This is a genomic window from Afipia sp. DC4300-2b1 (assembly GCF_049895725.1).
Lineage (GTDB): Bacteria > Pseudomonadota > Alphaproteobacteria > Rhizobiales > Xanthobacteraceae > Afipia > Afipia broomeae.
In genome coordinates, this window is the sequence record NZ_JAFCSX010000001.1 from 278419 (window position 1) to 300840 (window position 22422).

At 63.7% G+C, this 22422-nt stretch carries 17 protein-coding genes and 1 tRNA gene; 6 read left to right on the forward strand and 12 right to left on the reverse strand.

Translation table 11 applies throughout. The features are described 5' to 3' along the window. Nucleotides 1-8: 8 nt before the first annotated feature. The 3 genes from ACP7AL_RS01400 to ACP7AL_RS01410 all read right to left on the reverse strand — a co-directional run bounded on the left by ACP7AL_RS01400 (nt 9) and on the right by ACP7AL_RS01410 (nt 1287). Nucleotides 9-85, reverse strand: a tRNA-His gene (locus tag ACP7AL_RS01400). Nucleotides 86-281: 196 nt separating this feature from the next. Then, nucleotides 282-707 carry a phasin family protein gene (locus ACP7AL_RS01405; protein WP_006022126.1) on the reverse strand — a complete coding sequence of 142 codons (426 nt, stop codon included), beginning with the start codon at nt 705-707 and terminating at the stop codon, nt 282-284. A 205-nt stretch (nt 708-912) separates the two neighbouring features. Beyond that, nucleotides 913-1287, reverse strand: a complete 375-nt coding sequence (locus ACP7AL_RS01410; RefSeq protein ID WP_006022127.1) for a phasin family protein — start codon at nt 1285-1287, stop codon at nt 913-915. 321 nt (nt 1288-1608) lie between these two features. Here ACP7AL_RS01410 and ACP7AL_RS01415 point away from each other — a divergent pair, with 321 nt between their 5' ends. The 3 genes from ACP7AL_RS01415 (at nt 1609) to ACP7AL_RS01425 (ending at nt 7916) form a co-directional block, all read left to right on the forward strand. Further along, nucleotides 1609-5076: a histidine kinase dimerization/phospho-acceptor domain-containing protein gene (locus ACP7AL_RS01415; RefSeq protein ID WP_425988062.1), complete on the forward strand. Its 3468-nt coding sequence runs from the start codon at nt 1609-1611 to the stop codon at nt 5074-5076. 142 nt (nt 5077-5218) lie between these two features. Continuing rightward, nucleotides 5219-6244, forward strand: a complete 1026-nt coding sequence (locus ACP7AL_RS01420; RefSeq protein ID WP_425988065.1) for a Fe(3+) ABC transporter substrate-binding protein — start codon at nt 5219-5221, stop codon at nt 6242-6244. Nucleotides 6245-6272: 28 nt separating this feature from the next. Further along, nucleotides 6273-7916, forward strand: coding sequence for an ABC transporter permease (locus tag ACP7AL_RS01425; RefSeq protein WP_425988067.1), 1644 nt, complete (start codon nt 6273-6275; stop codon nt 7914-7916). On the opposite strand, the gene ACP7AL_RS01430 is transcribed toward ACP7AL_RS01425, so the two are convergent. Further along, nucleotides 7913-8986: an AI-2E family transporter gene (locus ACP7AL_RS01430; protein WP_425989987.1), complete on the reverse strand. Its 1074-nt coding sequence runs from the start codon at nt 8984-8986 to the stop codon at nt 7913-7915. The two genes, ACP7AL_RS01425 and ACP7AL_RS01430, sit on opposite strands and share 4 nt — an antisense overlap. 292 nt (nt 8987-9278) lie before the next feature. Here ACP7AL_RS01430 and ACP7AL_RS01435 point away from each other — a divergent pair, with 292 nt between their 5' ends. Further along, nucleotides 9279-9851 carry a hypothetical protein gene (locus ACP7AL_RS01435; RefSeq protein ID WP_425988069.1) on the forward strand — a complete coding sequence of 191 codons (573 nt, stop codon included), beginning with the start codon at nt 9279-9281 and terminating at the stop codon, nt 9849-9851. Nucleotides 9852-9906: 55 nt separating this feature from the next. Here ACP7AL_RS01435 and ACP7AL_RS01440 read toward each other — a convergent pair whose 3' ends face one another. Together ACP7AL_RS01440 and ACP7AL_RS01445 are read right to left on the reverse strand one after the other, a co-directional pair. Then, a complete protein-coding gene (locus tag ACP7AL_RS01440; RefSeq protein ID WP_006022133.1) occupies nt 9907-10557 on the reverse strand; it encodes a 3-oxoacid CoA-transferase subunit B in 651 nt (216 codons plus the stop codon). Between the two features lie 23 nt (nt 10558-10580). Further along, nucleotides 10581-11282 carry a CoA transferase subunit A gene (locus ACP7AL_RS01445; protein WP_006022134.1) on the reverse strand — a complete coding sequence of 234 codons (702 nt, stop codon included), beginning with the start codon at nt 11280-11282 and terminating at the stop codon, nt 10581-10583. A 294-nt stretch (nt 11283-11576) separates the two neighbouring features. Here ACP7AL_RS01445 and ACP7AL_RS01450 point away from each other — a divergent pair, with 294 nt between their 5' ends. Continuing rightward, nucleotides 11577-13670 carry an AsmA family protein gene (locus ACP7AL_RS01450; RefSeq protein WP_425988072.1) on the forward strand — a complete coding sequence of 698 codons (2094 nt, stop codon included), beginning with the start codon at nt 11577-11579 and terminating at the stop codon, nt 13668-13670. On the opposite strand, the gene ACP7AL_RS01455 is transcribed toward ACP7AL_RS01450, so the two are convergent. Then, on the reverse strand, nt 13667-14602 hold the full coding sequence (locus ACP7AL_RS01455; protein ID WP_425988073.1) for a DMT family transporter: 936 nt from the start codon (nt 14600-14602) through the stop codon (nt 13667-13669). The genes ACP7AL_RS01450 and ACP7AL_RS01455 overlap by 4 nt on opposite strands. Before the next feature lie 167 nt (nt 14603-14769). Here ACP7AL_RS01455 and ACP7AL_RS01460 point away from each other — a divergent pair, with 167 nt between their 5' ends. Continuing rightward, entirely contained in the window at nt 14770-15222 is a 453-nt protein-coding gene (locus ACP7AL_RS01460; RefSeq protein WP_425988075.1) for a MarR family winged helix-turn-helix transcriptional regulator, read from the forward strand. A 2-nt stretch (nt 15223-15224) separates the two neighbouring features. Here the strand turns inward: ACP7AL_RS01460 and ACP7AL_RS01465 are convergent, their stop codons facing one another. The 5 genes from ACP7AL_RS01465 to ACP7AL_RS01485 all read right to left on the reverse strand — a co-directional run bounded on the left by ACP7AL_RS01465 (nt 15225) and on the right by ACP7AL_RS01485 (nt 22265). Beyond that, on the reverse strand, nt 15225-16040 hold the full coding sequence (locus tag ACP7AL_RS01465) for an ABC transporter permease (RefSeq protein WP_425988077.1): 816 nt from the start codon (nt 16038-16040) through the stop codon (nt 15225-15227). Further along, nucleotides 16040-16951 carry an ABC transporter permease gene (locus ACP7AL_RS01470; protein ID WP_425988080.1) on the reverse strand — a complete coding sequence of 304 codons (912 nt, stop codon included), beginning with the start codon at nt 16949-16951 and terminating at the stop codon, nt 16040-16042. The genes ACP7AL_RS01465 and ACP7AL_RS01470 overlap by 1 nt, the downstream gene beginning before the upstream one ends. After that, on the reverse strand, nt 16948-18051 hold the full coding sequence (locus ACP7AL_RS01475; protein ID WP_425988082.1) for an ABC transporter ATP-binding protein: 1104 nt from the start codon (nt 18049-18051) through the stop codon (nt 16948-16950). Before ACP7AL_RS01475 ends, ACP7AL_RS01470 begins: the two co-directional genes overlap by 4 nt. Further along, a complete protein-coding gene (locus ACP7AL_RS01480; RefSeq protein WP_425988084.1) occupies nt 18048-19493 on the reverse strand; it encodes a glycerol-3-phosphate dehydrogenase in 1446 nt (481 codons plus the stop codon). Before ACP7AL_RS01480 ends, ACP7AL_RS01475 begins: the two co-directional genes overlap by 4 nt. A 63-nt stretch (nt 19494-19556) precedes the next feature. Continuing rightward, complete coding sequence (locus ACP7AL_RS01485) at nt 19557-22265, reverse strand: EAL domain-containing protein (RefSeq protein WP_425988086.1); 2709 nt, start codon at nt 22263-22265, stop codon at nt 19557-19559. Between the last annotated feature and the right edge of the window lie 157 nt (nt 22266-22422).

Below are 22422 nucleotides of genomic sequence, written 5' to 3' on the forward strand. Positions count from 1 at the left end.
TTTGGAAGTGGTACAGTTGGGTGGGATCGAACCACCGACCTCCGGATCCACAATCCGGCGCTCTAACCAGCTGAGCTACAACTGCATTTTTCAATCTATGGCAGCCGGCCGGCTGCCCCGCCGAGGGCGGCGATTTCGCGGGAAACTAGGTGCAACGCCGCGCTTTGGCAAGACGCTTTGACCTGCCGAAATCGCGTCGCCAACAGCCCGTTATGGGTGACCGTGGCGACAGAAACGGTTCAGTGGCACGGCCGCGCCTTTGCCAGGACCAGACGCCTCAATCAGACGCCGGGCTTGAAGGCCTTTGCCGCGCCGGCGGCGATCGGCTCGACGGCGGCAGCCGCAGCTTTCTGGGTCATGGCCGCAAGGTCTTGGGACTGCGCGGTCAAAACCTCGAACTGCTTGCGGGCATGGGTGTTCATAAGTTCGAAGGCCTCCGGCAGCGATTTCACACCCATCAGGCTCTGGGTGAAGGCAAACGCGGCTTCGGTGTTGGTCTGGGCCATGCCGATCATCTTCGAGGTGAAATCGCCGGCGCCCTTGGTGGCCTGCTCGACCAGCGCCTCGAGAGCCCCGTTGTTGGAAACGGCTGCGTCCTTGAACTTCTGATAGCCGTCACGAGCCTGGACCATGCCCATCTCGGTGAACGCGCGAAGCTGCTCAGGAACCTTGAAGGGGACGACAGCAAATGGATCGTTCGCGCTCATAGGGCAGTCCTCGTGTCTGGAATTGAAATCGCCGGAACGGCGCAACCGGCCGCGTGAGGCCTACAGGCCGGACGCCGGTCCGTATCTATTTGGCACTATATGGGAGATTTTGTGCGATGCAACAAAATACCACGGGGCCGTCCGCATGCCTGATCCGGCGCAAGCGCCGGATCTATCCTCCAAAATGACCGGGGCTAGCCACGGACTATTTGGGCTTGGCGGCATCCATGGCGGCACGGGTCACAACCTGACCCATTTCGCTGGCCTGCTCGGCCAGAGCCCGCATCTGGCCCTGAACGTATTCAGTGTGGAGACGCATCACCTCGGTGAGGTCCTTGGCGTGAATCAACTGCTGCGCATAGGCCAGCGAGGTCTGCACGTTCTTTTCCGCGAACGCGATGGCCTTCGCGCTGATTTCCTTGGCCGCATCGCCGGAGCCGCCGAGTGACGCCCCGCCGAACGCCGCCGCCGTCTGCTGCGCACTGCTGATGAAGGTATCGAATGCCTTGCGTGCCTGTTCGAGGCTCGCTTCCGCCATCGACCGCATTTCCTTCGGAATCTCGAACTGATTGCCTGACATGTCGCACCCTCTCCTGTTGGGTCTCTGAGCGGACCCCGTTGCTCCGCAATTTACCGCCGGGCGACATCTCACCTATGACGCAGCGCAACGACAGTTCCTGCCCGTCCATCGTGAACGTTTGAGCATCTTTTGCAACACCCAACGTCCGAGCGGCGCTGGGGTTCAGTGCGCCGGCGAGTTAACGTTATCGCCGGTTTGGATGGGTAGTGTCACACCCACCGGTGGACCTTGTGGCAGCCGCGCCATACTAATCATTTGTTAAGGCTGTCCGATCCACCTCCCGCGCCACGATCGGCGCTACGAAAGCGAGACACAGACCCGTTGTCCAAGACGAGCGAAGCCGACTTCCAGCTCCATGGCATCCGCGATCCGCGCCTTGCGGTTCACGCGACAAGCAGCTTGCCTGCGTGGGTCTGGTCGCTCAACGGCGCTCGCATTCTCTGGACCAACACCATCGGAGCGCGGCTGTTCGGCGAACGCAGTGCCGCCGCCCTTGCCGAGAAAACCATCGGCCCCGCCGATCCGCGGCGCCGCCAGGCCGCACAGCTTGCAGCGCGGTTGTCACCGTCAGGCGCACCACGGCTTGAACGGCTGCGCGGATTCGGCGCGCCGCTCGGCCGCCTGCTGACATGCTCCTGCGCGCGGCTCACCTTCGCGGACGGCACCGTTGGGATTCTCATTGCCGCCGCCGATCCTGTCGGCCGTCCGATGCCGCTCACCGAGCGGCTCGCGCATCTGGTCGACAGCATCACCATGCCGGCGATGACCTTCACGCCGAACGGCGCACTCGCCGGCGCAAATGAAGCCGCCAAAAACTTTCCGGGGTTGTTCAACGATCTGACCGGGCCCGGTTTCGATGACGCACGCAACGGCGCGCTGCGTAACGGACAATCGGTCCTGCAAATGGACTCCAGCCGCGTGACGGTGCATCGCGTCGGCAGCGGAGACGGCACCGCGCTGGTCGCATTGATCGAAGCTGTGATCGTGCCGAAGCCAATGCCTAAGCCGACGCCTGTGGTGCTCGCTCCCGAAGAGCCAGAGCGCGAGAGTGGTGTCGAACGGCCTGCGCCTGCCGCGTCGGTCGCTTCCGCTCCGGCTGAAGCGGCGGCGGAAACCGTCGCAGAGACGCCCGGTCAAGCCGCCGCGCTGGCCGAAGTGACACCGGTCGATCTTTTCGAATCGGTGTTCGATGAATCGTCTGAACCGGCGACACCGGTCCAGACCGTTGCGAACACTGAAACTCCGCCTCAACACATCGCAAGTGAAGAACCCGCGCCTGCCGCGCACGCCGACGCGCCGCGCGATGAACCTGCACATCATGACGCGCCCGCAGAAAACGTCACCCGGATCTATATCGACGACGAACGCTATAAAACGGCTTCTCCGCTCGGCGCCGGCGATGGGTCCGCAACGCTGCTTGAGATGGACCGCCCATTGACGCCGCGGCGGCATCCGCTGCGCTTCATGTGGCACATGGATGAAGACAGCCGCTTCTCGCTCGGCTTCGATGAGTTCACCCGCCTGATCGGCGCGCGCACCGCCGCCGCGTTCGGCCGGCCCTGGGGCGAGATCGCCGATGCGCTCGGCCTCGATCCCGAAGGCCATGTCGGGGCTGCGGTCGCAAACCGCGACACCTGGAGCGGCATTGTCGTGAACTGGCCCGCCGATGGCGCAGGCGCGCGGCTGCCGGTGGAACTGTCGGGATTCCCGATCTATGACCGCGCCGGGACTTTCCTGGGGTATCGCGGCTTCGGCATCTGCCGCGACGTTGAAGGCATGGCACGGCTGGCCGTGCAGCGCCGTGATGATATTCTGTATTCGTCTAAGCCGCCCGCAGCGGCGCAGCCGAGCGAACCGCCGCCGCGTGAGGTCACGAGACCGGAGCCGGTCGCCGAGGACGTTGTGAACGAGCCGCCATCAACTCCGTCAGAGACGGTGGTGCATGCCGCTGACAGCGTGCAAGATAACTTCCCGAGGGACAGTTTCCCGAGAACCGAGCAGAAGCCTGTGGTGGACACTCCGCAAAACGTCGTGCCATTTCCAGTCGCCGAGCCGAAATCGCCGGCGCTGACGGCGGTCGAGAGCAACGCCTTCGACGAACTGGCGCGGCGGTTGTCCGCGCGCCTCGAGAATGGAGCAGAGAACGAAACGCTGACCGACGCCTCGGTGGCCGAACTGTTCGCCGCTGACGATACGCCGCAGCACGAGCCGGTGTCCGAACCGCCTGCGCTTGAACATCCCCCTGCCTTCCTCCAGCCCGGGCCGGTGCTGCCGCGTGCCAATGCCGCGCAGGATTCGCAGTTGCTCGATCGCCTGCCGGTCGGCGTGCTGGTCTACCGGCTCGACCGGCTGATCTACGCCAACAAGGCGTTTCTCGCCTCCACCGGATATGACGACCTTCATGCGCTGAGCGAAGCCGGCGGCCTCGATGCGCTGATTGTCGAAGCCGGTGCGGGATCCGCCAGCAGCACGTCCGAGACCGGCACGCCGGTCGTCATCGCGGCCACCAGCAAGAGCGGCCCCGACAGGGGCGAGCCTGCCGACGCGCGGCTGTTCGCCATCACATGGGACAACGAGCCGGCGCATGCGCTGGTGTTCTCAGGCCCGCGCACCGAGCCCCGGATCGAACCTGCACCCGTCTTGACGGTCGCGCCGGTCGCCGTCGCCAGCGACGACACCACGCAGGCGGAAGAACTCGGCACCATTCTCGATAACACCGCCGAGGGCGTCATTGTTTTCGACGGCCAGGGCCGCGTCCTCTCCTGCAATCGCAGCGCCGAGATTCTGTTCGGCCGCGACGACAACGAGATGGCGACGCTCCATCTCACCGATCTGTTCGCGGCCGACAGCCAGCGCGCGGTGCAGGATTACGCGAACGAGGTCAGGGCCGCTGCCGTGACGGGTCTGCTTCGCCACGGCCGCGACATGCTGGGACGTGCGCGCGACGGCAGCGCGATCCCGCTGTCGGTGACGATGGGCCGGACACGGCCGGACGGCGCGCGCTTTTTCGCGATCTTCAACAGCCAGTCGCAAACCAGGAAAAGCGAAGGCGAACTGACTCAGGCGAAGCGGCAGGTCGAGCGCGCTGTGAACGCGCGAGCGGACATCCTCGCACGGATCAGCCATGAGGTCCGTATGCCGCTGAACGCCATCATCGGCTTCGCCGACGTGATGATCGACGAGCGCTTCGGCCCGCTCGGCAACGAACGCTATGTCGAATACATGAAGGACATCCGCGCCTCCGGGCAGCGCGTGATGGCGATCATCGACGATCTGCTCGATCTGTCGCGTATCGAAACCGGCAGGATGGAACTGTCGTTCGCGAGCCAGGACCTCAACAGCATGGTCGAGCAATGCGTCGCGGTGATGCAGCCGCAGGCCAATCGCGAACGCATCATCATCCGCACATCGCTCGCCCACGCGCTGCCGACCGTAAAGGCCGACGCCCGCGCGCTGCGCCAGATCGCGCTGAACCTGATCGGCAACTCAATCCATCTGGCCAATGCCGGCGGACAGGTCATTGTATCGACCGCAACCACCGACTTCGGCGATATCGTGCTGCGCGTCCGCGACACCGGCCCTGGCCTCAACGACAACGAGATCGCCGCCGCCATGGCGCCGTTCCGCACAACGGGCGCGTCCGATCAAACCGCCGACGGCTCCGTGGTGAACCTGTCGCTGACCAAGGCGCTGGTCGAAGCCAACCGCGCACAATTCCACATCAAGACCGCGCCGCATTCGGGCACGCTGATCGAGGTCGTGTTCTCGCACGCCAGCGCGATCGCCTGATCGCCACTCTGGAATCTCTCTAAATCAGCGATCTCGCGACATCGCGTCGCGTGAATGTGCACGCCCTCTGCGCTACAGAACCGGCACCGCGCGCTGCAACGCTCAGCGCCGCGATGCTCATCAAAGCTGCCGGAGCCGCATCATGTCACGATCTCGTATTCTCGCCGCCGCAACCGTCGTCGCTTCCGCGATGACCCTGAATGCGGCCGCATTCGCCCAATCCGGCGAGGTGAACGTCTACACCTATCGCGAGACCAAGCTGGTGCAGCCGCTGTTCGACGCGTTCACCAAAGATACCGGCATCAAGGTCAATGTCGTTTCGGCATCCTCCGGTCTTGAGCAGCGAATGAAGGCGGAAGGCGCCAACAGCCCCGCCGACGTCCTGCTGACGGTGGACGTCGGCCGCATGGCGGAAGCCGTCGAGGCCGGTGTAACGCAGCCGATCAAGTCCGAGGCGCTCGACAGGATCGTGCCGGCGCAATACCGCGATCCCGACGGTCACTGGGCCGGCATCTCGATGCGCGCGCGCGTGATCTACGCCTCGAAGGACCGCGTCAAGCAAGATGCCATCACCTACGAAGAACTCGCCGACCCGAAGTGGAAGGGCAAGATCTGCATCCGCTCCGGCCAGCACATCTACAACAACGCGCTGTTCGCGGCCTATGTCGCCCACCACGGCGAAGCCAAAGCCGAAGAGTGGTTGCGGGGCGTGAAGGCCAACCTCGCGCAGAAGCCCTCCGGCGGCGACCGCGAAACCGCGCGCGATGTCGCGGCTGGCAAGTGCGACATCGGCATCGGCAACACCTATTACTGGGCGCTGATGATGAACAACGATCCGGACAAGAAGCCATGGGCGGAAGCGACCAAGGTGATCCTGCCGACCTTCGCCGGCGGCGGCACCCATGTGAATCTCTCCGGCGTGCTGCTGGCGAAGCACGCGCCGAACCGCGCCAACGCCGTCAAACTGATCGAATGGCTGGCCGGCGAACACGCGCAGCATCTCTATGCCGACGCCAACTATGAGTATCCGGTCCGCGCCGGGGTCGCCGTCAACCCGACCATTGCCGGTTACGGCAAGTTGAATCCCGACGCGCTGCCGATCTCGAAGATCGCCGCCAGCCGCAAGGCCGCCTCGACGTTGGCCGACAAGGTCGGTTTCGACAATTGAGGCCTAAGCCGCACCTGTCGTTCTCAACGTGACAAGCGCGCGCATCGCGGAGCCCGCCGTCTCGGCGCTGGCGGTCTTAACCGCCGCGCTTGTCGTGTTGCCGGTGCTCGCGATCATCGTGATCGCGGCGCAACCCACCCCCGGTCTCTGGTCGCATCTGATCGACTACGTGCTGCCGCTGGCGCTGCGCGACACAGCGGCGCTGCTGGTCGGCGTCGGAGCGGTCGCGCTGCTCACGGGAGCCGGCACCGCATGGCTGGTGTCGTCGCATGATTTTCCCGGGCGCGGATTGTTGCTTTGGCTGCTGCCGCTGCCGCTGGCAATCCCGACCTACATCGCAGCTTACGTCTATGTCGATCTGTTTGAGCCACTCGGCCTCGTCCATCGCACGCTGACACTGTGGCTTCCGCCGCGCGATGCGCTCACGCTGCTGCCCGGCCTTCGTTCGCTGCCAGGCGCAATTCTCATCATCGGCATTGTGCTCTACCCGTATGTCTATCTCTCCGCGCGCGCGACCTTCCAGTTGCAGAGCGCGGAATTTGCCGAAGCCGCACGCACGCTCGGCGCCGGACGCTGGGATGTGTTTCGCCGCATCTCGCTGCCGATGGGCCGTCCGGCGCTGGCGGTCGGCCTCGCTCTCGTCGCGCTGGAAACGCTAAACGACATCGGCGCCAGCGAATACCTCGGGGTGCGGACACTCACCGTCTCGATCTTCACCACATGGCTCAATCGCGGCAGCCTTGCGGGCGCAGCGCAACTGTCATGCCTGGTGCTGGTGATCGTCGGCGGACTGATCGCGCTGGAGCGCTATGGCCGCCGCAACGCCATCACGGAATTTTCGTCCGAGAGCCCGCGGCTGACGCCGCGCACGCCCTTCACCGGGATCAGGGGCTGGCTTGCTTTCGCCGCATGCGCCCTGCCGGCGTTGCTCGGCTTCGTCGTGCCGCTGCTGTTTCTGCTGTACCAGAGCATCCACCGGTCCTCGGTGACGATGGATACCGCGATCTGGCGCGACGCATTCAGTTCGATAAGTTTCGCGGCGCTCGCCACCCTCGTTGCGCTGGGTCTCGGGCTGGCGACAATCCTCGCCACGCGCTGGCGTCCCGGTTCATGGCGCGCGTTCTCGGCCAACATCGCGCAGACCGGGTACGCATTGCCGGGACTGGTGCTGGCGCTCGGCCTGCTCTCGCCGGTGCTGACGATCGACAACGCGCTCAACACGTTTGCCGCGTGGCTCGGGCTATCGCTGCCCGGCCTGGTGCTGATGGGCTCGGGCGCGGCCGTGGTCACGGCCTATGTGATCCGCTTTCTCGCAGTGCCGACCGGATTTCTGCGCGCCGGCTTCGAGCGCATCCCGTTCGACTATGACGACAGCGCGCGCAGCGCAGGGGCCGGGCAGATCACCGCCATGCGGCGGATTCACCTGCCGCTGCTGCGACCCGCGCTACTCGGTGCCGCGATCGTGGTGTTCGTCGATTGCCTGAAGGAATTGCCGGCGACACTGTTGCTGCGTCCCCTCAATGTCGAGACGCTGGCGACCTCGATCTATCAGTATGCCAGCCGCGGCAGTTTCGAGGACGGCGCCCTCGCCGCGCTTCTGATCGTGGCGGCGAGCATCGGCCCGGTGGCGTGGCTGACGCGGTTCTCGGATATTCCGCAGGGACCAGCCTAAATATTGGCTGAAACAGGCCCGGCCTGATTCTTCCGCGATATCGAAAAGATATCCCACACCGCGATGAACATGGCCGCGATGACCGGGCCGATGACAAAGCCGTTGAGCCCGAAGGCTTCGATGCCGCCCAATGTCGAGATCAGCACCACATAGTCCGGCAGCTTGGTGTCCTTGCCCACCAGTATCGGGCGCAGCAGATTGTCGACGAGGCCGATGACCAGAAAGCCGTAGGCGATCAGGATCACACCATGAAGAAACGATCCGGTGGCTAGAAGATAAAGCGCGACCGGCATCCAGACCAGTCCCGCGCCGACGGCCGGCAGCAGCGACAGGAATGCCATCAGCACCGCCCACAGCAACGCTGCATGAATGCCAAGCACCCAGAAGATAAGTCCGCCGAGCGCACCCTGCGCCATGGCAACCAGAAGACTGCCTTTCACGGTGGCGCGGATGACGACGGTGAATTTTTCCAGCAGCGCATCGCGCAGCTCGACACGCAACGGAATGGCGTCCTTGATGCGCCGCGACAGCGCATTGCCGTCACGGAACAGAAAGAACAGCAGATAAAGCATGATGGCGACATTGACGACGAATTCGAGTGTGCTCTGGCCGATGTTCAGTGCCTGGGAAGCGATCTGCTGGCTGCCCTTGATGAGTCCCGCGGAGATTTTCTCCTGCATCCCGCCAAGGCTGGCGATGCCGAAGCGATCGAGCACGATGGTCACCCATTGCGGCAGGGCATCGAGGATCTGCTGAAACAACCTGACGAAGTTGAGTTCGCCGGACTGCACCTTTCCGAACACGACCGTGGCCTGCTGCGTCAGCGACGCGGCGATCATGATCAGCGGCAGGATGACGATCATGACGACCAGCACGATCATCACCACCGCGGCCAAGGTGGGCCGTTGCGGAATCCGCAGCAGCAACCGCCGGTATAGCGGCGCGAACATGATGGCGATCACCACACCCCAGAGAATCGCCCCGTAGAACGAGGTGAGTATCCAGCCGAAGGCCAGCGACACCACGACGATCAGGATCAGGAAGGCCTTGTCTTCAATACTGCCGCGCATCTGGTTGTCCTCGTTCGCTCCGATACCGACCACGTTCGGGGCAAAATGCAAGGGGTTCGATATGGACTGCGCCAGTTCCGGAAAGCGGATAGTCTTCGGAACCATTCCTTCCGCCCGGTTTGAGCGTCAAAGGATCAACACCTGTTCGCAGGACAACTCGCACTCATTGTTGCCGCGCTCTCGCCGGTGCCGCGTTTATAGATAACGCGGTTTTCGGACATACCGTTGGGCCCGGCATAATTTGTACTGAACCGGCTGTGCTTGGGCCCGCCGCAGCGGTATAGTGTGCGCGATGATGGATGCTCTGAAATATCGGGTCGCAGCCCTCGCCGCTGTGCTTTGTCTGGCGGCGTCTGCCGCTCAGGCCCAGGTGGCGCCAATCCGCTACTGGATTCCGGGTGGACCTTTCGGATTGGGCGGCGACACCACGACGCAATATTGGGGAAGCGCGCCGGATGAGGACGGCTTCCGCAAGGGCTTTTCTTTCAGCAGCTACAGCATGCCGGTGAATTCATTCACCGGCGGCTTCGGCGCGGGCGCATTTACCGCCGGCAGCGGATTGTCGTCCGAGGGCGCGCAATACGCCTACAGCTTCAAGGGCCTCGGCGACACGCCGGTCACATTTTTCGGAGGCGTCAGCTCGCTTCGAACGACGCCGGACGTATTTACGTCGCTCGTCACGCCGGGCTTCGAGCGGAGCAGCACGCTTGCCACCAGCATCAATGCCGGAGTCGAGTTCAAACCGACCTCGAATATCAGTCTGTCGCTTTCAGCCGGGTTCGTGCAGCCGTCCGCGACGCTCGACACCGACATCCGTTCGCAATTGCTGTCGGCGCAAAGTCCCGGCTTTCTTGGCCGGCGATAGCGTCAGATCGCGCGGCCAATAAGGCCGCGCTGCGCCGTCATGATGGTTCAGGCGCTCAGGCGTTCTTCAGCGCGACGCGGAAGGTCGCCTCGGTCTTCGCCTTCACCTCATCGAGCGTGACACCGTCGGCCAGCTCGATCAGCGCCATGCCGTCCTTGCCGTGCTTGTCGATGGTGAACACTGCGAGATCGGTGACGACCATGTCGACGACACGCTCGCCGGTGAGCGGCAGGTTGCAGCGATGCAGCAGCTTCGGACCATCCTTTGCGGAATGCTCCATCACGACGACGACGCGCTTGACGCCGGCGACGAGATCCATCGCGCCGCCCATGCCCTTCACCATCTTGCCGGGGATCATCCAGTTTGCGAGATCGCCGTTCTCGGCCACCTGCATCGCGCCCAGGATCGACAGATCGATATGGCCGCCGCGCACCATCGCGAACGAATCCGCACTTGAGAAGTAGCTGGTGTCGGGCAGTTCGGTCACGGTCTGCTTGCCGGCGTTGATGAGGTCGGGATCTTCCTCGCCCTCATACGGGAACGGGCCCATGCCGAGCATGCCGTTCTCGCTCTGCAGCGACACATCGACGCCGTCGGGAATGTAGTTGGACACCAGCGTCGGAATGCCGATGCCGAGGTTGACGTAATAGCCGTCGCGCAGTTCTTTCGCGGCGCGCGCTGCCATCTGTTCGCGGGTCCAGGCCATGGGGCTCTCCTTAAGGAAATCTGTTATGCGCGCTTGCGCGTGGTGCGCTGCTCGATCCGCTTCAGCGCTGGATCGACTGCGATGATGCGCTGAACGAAGATGCCCGGCGTGTGGATGTGATCGGGATCGATCTCGCCCGCAGGCACCAGATGCTCGACTTCCGCGATGGTGACCTTGGCGGCGGTCGCCATCATCGGATTAAAGTTGCGCGCGGTCTTGCGGTACACGAGGTTGCCCGCGGTGTCGCCCTTCCAGGCGTGCACGATGGCGAGATCGGCAACGAGGCCCGTCTCAAGGATGTACTTCTCGCCGTTGAACTCCTTCACTTCCTTGCCTTCGGCAATCAGCGTGCCGACGCCGGTCTTGGTGTAGAAGCCCGGGATGCCCGCGCCGCCGGCGCGGATGCGTTCCGCCAGCGTGCCCTGCGGATTGAATTCGAGTTCGAGTTCGCCCGCGAGATACTGCTGCGCGAACAGCTTGTTCTCGCCGACATAGGACGAGATCATCTTCTTGATCTGGCGGGTTTCCAGCAGGCGGCTGAGGCCTATGCCATCGACACCGGCATTGTTCGAGACAACCGTCAGGTTCTTGACGCCGGTTTCGCGCAACGCGTCGGACAACGTCTCGGCGATACCGCAGAGGCCGAAACCGCCGGACATGACCATCATGCCGTCTTTGACAACGCCATCGAGCGCGGACTTCGCGTCGGGGTAAACTTTGTTCATGGGGGTGCAACCTGATGGAGGAAAATAGGCGGACAAGCCGACTATTAGGCGGAATCTTCGAGGCGCGTCAATCGCGGCGCGGCGCCCCGTTTTGCCCGCTTTTCGGCAGCCCCGCTCGGAGCGCTGCCTTGTCCGAACACCTTCGAATACCTTTGGTTTTGGGGCGCGATTGCAGGGGTCAGGGCTTGGGATGGCCTTGAAAGCGTCAAGAAAAACAATCAAGTTGCAGTGGCTCGGCGCAGGGAAGCCCGCCGATGCCGCACACCGCAACCATACCGGATGAACTCATTGACGATGGCCCAAGGGATAAAGCGCCTCGGGATGCCGGTTGCGGCATTTCTCGCTGCCGCGCTGATCGGCCTGATCGCCATTTCCTGGATGATCGACCAGAACGCCGTGCGGCTTTCGGTCGAAAAACAGATTCGTGCGGCGACCGGTCTCGACCTGATGGTCAACGGCGACGTCCGCGTCTCGGTTTTCCCCGGCAGTTCCATCACCCTGCGGCAGGTTGGATTGAAGGGCGCGGGTTCGCGCGGCAGCGGCATTGCCGATGAACCGCTGACCGTCGATGAACTGACTGCCAACCTGCGCCTGCTGCCACTGCTGATGCGGCGCTATGAAATCGCCGACGTAACGCTGCAGACTCCGCGGATCAACGTGAAGCGCACCGCCGATGGCCGCAGCAACTGGGCCGGCATTATTGAAACACTGGCGCGCACCGTGAAGCCTGGCGTCGACAGTCCGGTGTCGTTCTCCGAAATCCTCATCAAGGACGGCGTCCTCGCCTATCAGAACGACGCACGCGACATCGCCGAGACCGTCAACGGGATCGACCTGTCGCTGGCGTGGCCGTCGATCTCGCGCTCCTTCGCCGCCACCGGCCAGTTCAACTGGCGGGGCGAACTGGTCGATGGCAGCCTCAGCATCAACGACTTCATCGCCGCGCTCTCCGGTGACCGTTCCGGCATCAAGGTCCGGGTCGCAAGCGCGCCGCTCAAATTCGCTTTCGACGGCGCCATCGCCAACCGCACCAGCCTGCTGATGGAAGGTACGCTGAGCGCCGACAGCCCGTCGCTGCGCAACGCCGTGCGCTGGGCGGGACAGGCTCCTCCCGGCACCGGTGGACTGGGACGCTTTTCGCTCAAGGCCCGCACCAATGTGGTGGGGGAATCCATAGCGCTGACCAACGTCAATCTGGAACTCGACGGCAACACCGCCGAAGGCGTCATCACCTACAGCAACAACGATCGCCAGACCGTGCAGGCGACTCTCGCCGCCGAAGCGCTCGACTTTTCGCCTTACATCGAAACCATCCGCCTGCTCGCCAGCGGCGCCCGCGACTGGAACCGGCAACTGTTCGATCTGCGCGGCCTCTCCGCCACCGATCTCGACATGCGCCTGTCGGCCGCGAAGGTCACCATCGGCACCTCCAAACTCGGCCGCACCGCGCTCGGCGCCAATCTGCGCAACGGCACTCTGGCGCTGAGCATCGGCGAAGCGCAGATCTACGGCGGCATCCTCAAGGGCTCGTTCGGCATCACCCGGACCGATCCCGATGCGGATGTCAAAGCCCAGTTCCAGTTCACAGATGTCGATCTGGCAAGCTGCATTCAGGAACTGTTCGGCGTCAACAAGCTGACGGGGCGCGGCAATCTCAACTTCGCGCTGGAAGCCAAGGGCGCCAGCCCGTTTGCGCTCGCGCAGTCGCTCGACGGCACCGCGACGCTGACGGCGCATGACGGCGCGATCAGCGGACTCAATGTCGAACAATTGCTGAAGCGTCTCGAGCGCCGCCCGTTGTCGGGCGCCGGCAATTTCCGCAGCGGCTCGACGCCGTTCGAGACGCTGAATATCGCGATCCGCTTCAATGACGGCGTCGCCACCGCCGAGGATGCGCGGATCGAAGGCCCGACCACCCGCGTGCTGCTCACCGGCACGGCGTCGGTGCCGTCGCGTGAATACGATCTGAAGGGCGTCGCCAGCCTTTTGGTCGCGAGCGATATGCCGCCGGCGTTCCAACTGCCGTTCGTGGTGCAGGGCCCGTGGGACGATCCGCTGGTTTTCCCGGATTCGGATTCGCTGATCCGCCGCTCGCCGGCCTCGGCGCCGCTGCTGGATTCACTCAAAGACCGCAAGACGCGCGACGCGGTGAAGTCTGTGATCGATCGCTTCACCGGCGGCAAGAAAGCCCCTGCCGAGGCTGTGGCGCAGCCTCAGGCCGCAGCCCCTTCGCAAACCAGCGCGCCCGCCGTTGTGTTGCCGACGCCGGTTCTGCCTGCGCCGATCGCGCCTGCTGCGGAAGCACCTGCTCCGGCAGCGTCCACCGAGACGCCCGAGAACCCCACACCACCGGCCGCCTCGGAATCAAAATCCGACAAGGCAGATTAAGCCAGCGCCAGTTTCAGAGCGCCAGCGCCTGCAAGGATCAGCACCACACCGGCGAGTCGCATTGCAGAGACAGGCCGTTGCGGCAGCCTGAACCAACCGTATCGATCGACCAGAATTGACGCCAGTTGCTGACCCGCGATGGTCAAGCCAATTGTCGTCGCCGCGCCTATCACCGGAATGGACGTAAAGACGGTCGTTACATATGTCGCGCCGGCGAAGCCGCCGAGCCAACCCCACCATGGCATGGCTGAAACCCCACCAAGTTGCGGGCGCGGCGTTTGCGGCCAGACCAGTGTCGCCAGAAGCACGGCAGCCATCGCAAACGTCGCCACGAGGAACGAAATGACACCGACCGGGAAAGCCGCGCCGCCGAGATCGCTGCGCAACAGTGCGTTGACCGCTCCCTGCACCGGCAAAACCGCACCGGCTGCTACGGCCAGAAGCAACCAGCCAAACCTGGATGCCGACATGGATTTCGTCGCATCCCTTTGACCGAAGACCACAAGACCGGCGCCTGCGAGTACCAGCAGGATCGCTGCGACTGCCATCGGCCGCAGCCCTGTCGCCGGGACTCCCAGCAGTCCGAAGGCATCGAGCGCTAGCGACGCGATCATCTGTCCGGCAATAAACAAGCCGACGGATACGACCGCGCCGAGCCGGGGAAAGAGCAAGATGGTCGAGACCACATAGAACGCAGACGCGGTCCCGCCGAGAACATGCCACCAGGTCACATGGGGCAGATTCTCCAAAGCCACCAATGAGCCGGTGGCGATGGCGACCGCGAGCAGCAGCAGCGTCCCCACCGAAAGCTGCAATGTCGTTGCCGCGAAGGGCGATGCGGTGGCTTTGGCGAGTTGCGCATTGGCGCCGGCCTGAACCGCGAGAAGGGTGCCGGCGAAGAACGCCAGCGGCAGAAACAGTACGTCGATCATTTCTCTCTCCCGATGCCGGTTGGATCGATGGCCCGCGCAAACTCATGTCGCGCGTTCAAATGCGCATCGAGCGGGCGAGACATTCGTGTCATCGCCCATCTAGATGTATGCACATGCATCTATATGGGAGACTTGCGTCCGGCGTCAAGATAGATGTAATTGCATCTATGTCACGTTCACCGAAAATCCCGGAACCACCGGTCTCGCCCGCGGTCGAGCAGGCTTGGATCGCCCTGATGCGCAGCCAGCGGCGCGTCTTCGACGCAATCGAGCGGGATTTGAAGCAGGCCGGGCTGCCGCCGCTGACCGTTTACGACGTGCTGCTGGAGTTGGACCGGGCCGAGGCCGGCCGTCTCCGCCCCTTCGAACTCGCCAGCCGTACGCTGTTCCCGCAGCCCAATCTGTCGCGCTTGATCGACCGACTGGAAAATGACGGTTTGGTGAGCCGCGAGGCTTTCAACAAGGACGGCCGCGGCCAGTGGGTCGTGATCACCAAACAGGGCCGCGCCCGACGAGCCGCCATGTGGAATGTCTACGGTGCGGCGCTTCATAAACATCTCGGCGCCAAGCTGAGCGACGAGGACGCCCGGAAAATCACCGGGATGCTTGGGGGCCTTTAGGACTAAAGCGGCGCGGCGCTCTTGCCCTGCTCGTTCGACAGTTTCGACGCCAGCGATGCCGCCACGATCACCACCGCCACTGCCGCGACAATCAGCGTGCAGATCGCGTTGATCTCCGGCTTCACGCCGAGCCGCACTTCCGAATAGATCCGGATCGGCAGCGTCGCCGACCCCGGCCCGGTGGTGAAGCTGGCGATCACCAGGTCGTCCAGCGACAGCGTGAACGCCAGCATCCAGCCCGCCGCGATCGACGGCAGCATCAGAGGCAGCGTCACCGCGATGAAGGCCTGCACCGGCGAGCAGCCAAGGTCCATCGCAGCTTCCTCGAGACTGCGATCCAGCGTGCTTAGCCGAGACTGCACCACCACCGCCACGAAGCACATGGTCAGCGTGGTATGCGCAATGGTGACGGTCCAGAATCCGCGCCCAGCATCGATCGCCACGAACAGCAGCAGCAGCGACAGCCCGGTGATGACTTCGGGCATCACCAACGGCGCGTAGAGCATGCCTGAGAACAGCGTGCGCCCCTTGAACCGCTCGCCGCGCGCCAGCCCCAGCGCCGCCAGCGTGCCGAGCAGCGTTGCCGCAGTGGCGGAGCAGAACGCCACGCGCAGGCTCATCCAGGCCGCAGACAGCATCGCCTCATCATTGAAGAATTCAGTGTACCAGCGCAGCGACCAGCCGCCCCACACCGTGACAAGGCGCGAGGCATTGAACGAATAGATCACAAGGATCGCAATCGGCAGATACAGGAACGCCAGCCCCAGCGCGATCGAGGCGAGGTTGAAGTTCGAGAAACGAGTTTGCCGGGCCGCCATCAGCGCTGCTCCAGATGGCGGCGTTGCAGCTTCTCGTAGACCAGCAGCGGCACCAGCAACACGACAAGCAAGACCACGGCGATCGCCGATGCCACCGGCCAGTCCTTGTTGGTGAAAAACTCCAGCCACAACGTCTGACCGATCATCATGCGGTCGGAGCCCGCCAGCAGATCGGGAATCACGAACTCGCCGACGATAGGGATGAAACACAGCAGCACGCCCGCGCCGATGCCCGGCAGCGACAGCGGAAATGTCACCAGCCAGAAAGCCTTCAGCTTTGAGGCGCCGAGATCGGCGGCGGCCTCCAGCAGTGCATCGTCCATTTTCGACAGCGTTGCGTAGAGCGGCAGGATCATGAACGGAAAATATGAGTAGACGATGCCGAGATACATCGCCGCATCGGTCGAGAGCCAGACCAGCGGCTTGTCGATGATACCGAGCGCGAGCAGCACCTTGTTGAGCAGGCCGTCATGCTGGAGCACGTTGATCCAGGCATAGATGCGGATCAGGAACGAGGTCCAGAACGGCACGATCACGAGCATCATTGCGATCGGCTGCCAGCGCTGCGGCAGCCGCGACATGCCGTACGCCACCGGATAGCCGATCAGCAGCAGAATCGCGGTGGATGTGATCGCGACCACGAGGCTGCGGACATAAGAGAAGATATAGAGATCGTCCGACGCCAGCAGCTTGAAGTTGTCGAACGACAGCGCGCTCATTGCCGATTTTAACGCGTCCCAACCTGCGGCCAGATCGAACACCGGGACATAGGGCGGCTGCGCGATGGCGGTCTGCGACAGCGCGATCTTCAGCACGAAGCCGAACGGCACCAGAAAGAACAGCGCCATCCAGAGATACGGCGCAATGGCTGCGAGCCGCGCCGGCCGGGTGAAGATGCGCCGGCCGCTCATCGGTCCAGCACCACGACATCGTCGGGCGCGAATGAAACGCTCACCCGCTGTCCGGTTACAAAGCCGTCCGCTGCCGCTCGCGTCGCGTTCGCCGCGGCCACGCGCAGCACCGCGCCGCCATCGAGTTTGACCGTGTAGACCGACACACCGCCGAGGAAGCCGGTGGATGTCAGTTCGCCGTTGAATGTGTTGACGGCGGATTCGCCCGACGCCTCCTTGGATATCCGGATTTTTTCCGGGCGGATCGCAACGCAGACGCTGCTCGTTCCCGATAACGGCGCATGCGACGCGACGATCGCACCCGCACTCTGCGTCGCGATCGTGAAGTGCCCGGCCTGACGCGCGGCCACCTGCCCCTCGATCAGATTAATGTCTCCGACGAAACCGGCGATCCATCGCGAATTCGGTGCTTCGTACAACTCGCGGGGCGGCGCGACCTGCACCAGCTTGCCTCTATCCATTACACCGATCCGGTCGGCGACCGTCATCGCCTCTTCCTGATCATGAGTGACAATGATGAAAGTCATCCCAAGACGGCGCTGCACCTCTTTCAGCTCGGCCTGCGTGCTTTCGCGCAGTTTCTTGTCGAGCGCCGCCAGCGGCTCGTCGAGCAGCAGCACCTGCGGCCGGCGGGCCAGCGACCGCGCCAGCGCCACACGCTGGCGCTGACCGCCCGACAGTTGATCGGGGCGGCGCTTCTCAAGACCCTCGAGCCGGACCAGCGCCACCATCTCGGCGACGCGGGCGGCGATCTCGTCTTTCGGCAGTCCCGCGCGTTTGAGACCGAACGCGATATTGCCTTCGACGGTCAGGTGCGGAAAGAGCGCGTAGTTCTGGAACATCATGTTCACGGGCCGCTCATGCGGCAGCACATGCGCGATGTCCGCGCCGTCGAGATAGATCGCACCCGCGTCCGGCGCTTCGAAACCCGCCAGCATGCGGAGCAGCGTGGTCTTGCCGCAGCCTGATGGCCCCAGCAGCGCGAAGAATTCTCCGGCGGCGATAGCGAGCGACAGATCGTTCACCGCCGTGAAGCCGCCGAAGCGCTTCACCACCGACGCGATCTGGAGCAATGGGTTTTTAGCAACGCTCCCCGTCATGCCGCCGCCATGAATGTTTCGAGCGCCTCGCGATCCTGCCGCGGCATCGTCAGGCCGAGTTTGGAACGCCGCCAGAGAATGTCGTCGGCGAAACGGGCAAATTCTTCTTTCATCAAGTACTCGACCTCCGCGGCGGTGAGGTCATCGCCGAACCTCGGGCCGAGGTCATCCATGCTTTTTGCCGCACCCAGAATCCGCTCGGTCAGCGTGCCGTATGAGGCGATCAGCCGCCGGGCATGATGTTCGCTTAAAAATGGCCAGCGCCTGCGCGCACTGTCCACCTGATCGCCGAACGCGTCCCACGAGAAATCGCCGCCGGGCAACGGTTCGTCTGCCGTCCAGGACGGCGGCATCTTGAGAAACGACGCAAGCCGCGCCAGCGCGATCTCCGCGCGTCGCCGTGCACTTGTCGTTGCACCGCCGATCATCGTCAACAGAGGTGCTTTGCGGGATTTCCGGCCCAGTTTCACGATGCCGTCGCGATGCCCTGTGGCATTGCAGCCGGCCATCGCATGCACGACATCCGCCGCCTCGATCCGCACACGGAAATAGCGGCTCACGGCCGCGCACAGATAGGCGATGTCGTCCGCACCGGCCGAGGTCATCGCCGGATCGCCGGTGAAGCTCCGCTCGGACGTGCCGATCAGCGTGAAGTCGCGGTGAAAGGGAATGGCATGGACCATGCGGCGGTCGTCGTTCTGGAGCACGTAGACATCGTCGCCATCGAACATCCGCCTCACGACGATCTGGCTGACTTTCACGAAGCTCGCTTGAACGGCTGGCAAATGCAAGACGGTTTCGGCGACCGGCCGCGTCCACGCCCCGCTCGCATTCACCAGCGCCCGCGCTGTGACGGTTTCGCGCTGGCCGCGGTTGACCACCGCGAGCCGCCAGACCTCTGAGCGTTCGGCCCACACGCAGCGGGCGCCGGTGCGGATCGCAGCGCCGCGCGCGGCCGCATCGACGGCGTTCAGAACGACAAGCCGCGATTCATCGACGGTGCAGTCGGAATAGGCCAGCGCCAGCCCGAGCGACCGGTTGAGCGGATGACCGGCCTCATGGATGGTCAGGTCTAGCACTTCGGACCGCGGTAAAGGGCTCCTCGCGGCAAGGCGGCTATAAACAAACAGCCCGCCGCGCAGCATGGCCGGAGGCCGTTCATCGGAATGAACCGGAAGCACGAAACGGGCCGGCCGCACCAGATGCGGCATGTTGCGCAGCCCAATGTCCCGCTCCGCCAGCGCCGCACGCACGCGCAGCGCATTCCCCCGTTCAAGATCGATGAAATTGCCATGCATCAGATGAGGGGCGGCGGCCGCGGCGCCATTGCCGAGGTCGGTCTGCTCGAACAAGGCCACCCGCAGACCGCGCCCGGCAGCATCGCGCGCGACGCTCGTGCCGTTGAGGCCACCCCCGATGATCGCAATGTCGACATCAGCCATGCCGCGATGATCTCCGATGGCGATCATCGCAAGTCAAGCCCGAGGATTAGTGACGGATGTTCGTCAGCCTACCCTGCGCGGGAGGTTCGAGACGTTGGAAACGCTCTTGGTGCGGCCGATCCACTCTGCATAGGTCTCGATCGGCGCCGGCTTGCCAAGGAGATAGCCCTGCACCTGATCGCAGGCCTCATCGGCGAGGAAGGACAGCTGTTCCTGGGTTTCCACGCCTTCGGCGACAATGGAAATGTTCAACCCGTGGCCAAGACCGATCATCGCGCGGATGATGGCGGCCGATTGCGGATTGCGTCCGAGATTCATGACAAAGGCGCGGTCGATCTTGATCTTGTCGAACGGGAACGCCTGCAAATAGGTCAGCGAGGAATAGCCACTGCCGAAATCGTCCATCGCGATCCGCACGCCGAGCGCCTTCAGCCGCCGCAGCAACGAGAGCCCGCGGTCGAAATCCTCGATCAGCACGCCCTCGGTGATCTCGAGCTCAAGCCGGCCCGGCGCGAGACCGGTTTCGATCAGGATGGAATGGACCAGCCCGACGAGATCGCCGTGCATGAACTGCGCCGGCGACAGATTGACCGAAATTTGCAGATCCTTCGGCCACGACGCCGCCTCGCGGCAGGCTTCGCGCAGAATCCACTCGCCCATCTCGACGATCAGGCCGCTTTCTTCCGCCAGCGGAATGAAGTCGCCGGGCGGAACGAAACCGCGCACCGGATGGGTCCACCGCGCCAGCGCCTCGAAACCGAGAACGTGATCGGACTTCATCTTGTGGCGCGCACGGGCCTGCGGCTGATAGTGCAGCGACAGTTCGCCGTTCCTGATCGCAGTCGACAGATCCTGATGCAGTGCGCGGCGGTCGCGGAGCTGCTGGTCGAGCTCCATATCGAAGAAGTTGATCGAGCCGCGCGCCTTCGTCTTGGCCCGGAACAGGGCGGCGTCGGCGTTGGTGAGCAATGTTTCGGCGTCGCGGCCATTGCGCGGATACACCGAGATTCCGATGGTGAGACCGATGCGGACTGCGCGCCCATCGAACATGAATTCGGTCTGCATCGACTGCATCAGGCGTGTGGCGAGCGCCTTGGCGGAATCGGGCTGAAGACCGTCGATGATGAGACCAAACTCGTCGCCGCTGAGACGCGCGACGACGCCGCCGGAAATGACCGATTCAAGACGCCGCGAGAATTCGATCAGCAACTTGTCGCCGACCTCGTGGCCGAACACATCGTTGATTTCCTTCAGCCGGTCGAGATCGAGCGAGAGCACCGCGAATTCCTCGTCGGTGTCCTCGCAAGCATCGATCATCTGCTCCAGGGCCTGCAGGAAAGCCGCGCGGTTCGGCAATTCCGTCAGCGCATCGTGATAGGCCATGTGGGCCATGCGCGACTCGGTCTCGCGCCGGTCGGTGATGTCTTCGTTGGTCTTGATGAGATATTGCGGCTCACCGGCCTCGTCGAGAACGGTCACGCGGCGGGTCAGGAACAGACGCAGCCCGTTTTCGGTCTGGATCGGATGTTCCTCGGTGACGACGCCCTTCTTGCGGACGGCATCCTCGTCACGCTTGAGAATAAACTGCACATCGGCCGGATTGTAGATGTCCTCGAGCGTGGAGCCGATCACATCCTCGCGCCGGCGAGTCAGCATGGCTTCGGCGGCGCGGTTGGCGAGCACGTACTGGCCATCGCTGAGCCGCTTGACGACGAGCGAAACCGGGATGTTGTCGACCACCTGTTCCAGGAATTTCTTCGCGCTCTGGACTTCCCGCGACAGGGACCGGCGATCGGTCACGTCCTCGAACAGGGAAACCAGGAATTCCGGCTTGCCTTTCTCGTCGCGCGCGATCATGCGGTTGCAGGCGATCAGGCGTCTGCCGCCATTGTGTTCGATGGACAATTCGGTGCGCGTCTGCCCGGTCGGAGAAGCGATCGCGTCGCGGTCCGCCTCCGTGACCATCTGCGCCGCTTCCGGCACGTAAACCTTCTCCGCGGTCTGGCCGATGATCTGATCGCGGCTCAGTCCGGAGAATTGCTCGAACGCGCGGTTGGCGAGGATGTACCTGCCGTCCTCGATGCTTTTCGCCGCGACACAGACCGGAATGTTGTCGATGACCGATTCAAGGAAGTGCGTGGTGGTCGCAAGCTGCCGGGACATCTTGCGCCGCGCGGTGCAATCCTCATGGGTCGATACAATTCCGCCGTTCGACAGTTCGCGATGCTTGACCAGGATCGAGCGTCCGTCCAGCAACTCGCAGACGTGCCCCTCCGGGCTTTTGACGTTGCGATAGTACTCGTCGATGTCGTCGCACAGCATGCCTCGCGTCGCACGCAGCGCGGTGAGATCGCGGCCGGTCATTCCGGCCACGAGGTCCGAACGGGAGAACCCATACATTTCCAGATAGCGGTCGTTGCAGAAGACAATGCGTTTGCGCGCATCGACCATGACGATGCCGGTCGTCAGGCTGTTGAGCGCGCTGGAAACGAAAGCCGCGCGCCTGATATTGGAGTGACGCGCGCGCCGCAGCGCGCTCGAAACCCAGAGGATGATGGCGGCAAGAAACGCGGCGACCACGAGGCCGCCCATTGCCACCTGCCAGACGAGCGCGGTGTTCGAGATTTCCAGAGCCGTTGCAGAGAACGAGCCATCGGGATTGGCGACGATCTGCGCGGCGGCGCTGCCCGGCGCCAAAACGGCGCAGAGACATACAGCGACCCACACCGGGCTCGCTGTGGTCGCTCGTGCTTGCTTCTGCCAGCCGGTCATTACCATTCCGCGGAATTCTTCATCCCGCAGTGTCTGGCTGTACCTCTTTGGATCGGGTAAACGCGTAATCGCGGTCCGTCACATTGTGACTTAAATGCGGGCAATTGGCCGCTTATGCTTAACCAAGCCCTAACGCGGACAGCATCGCAAAGCGGCG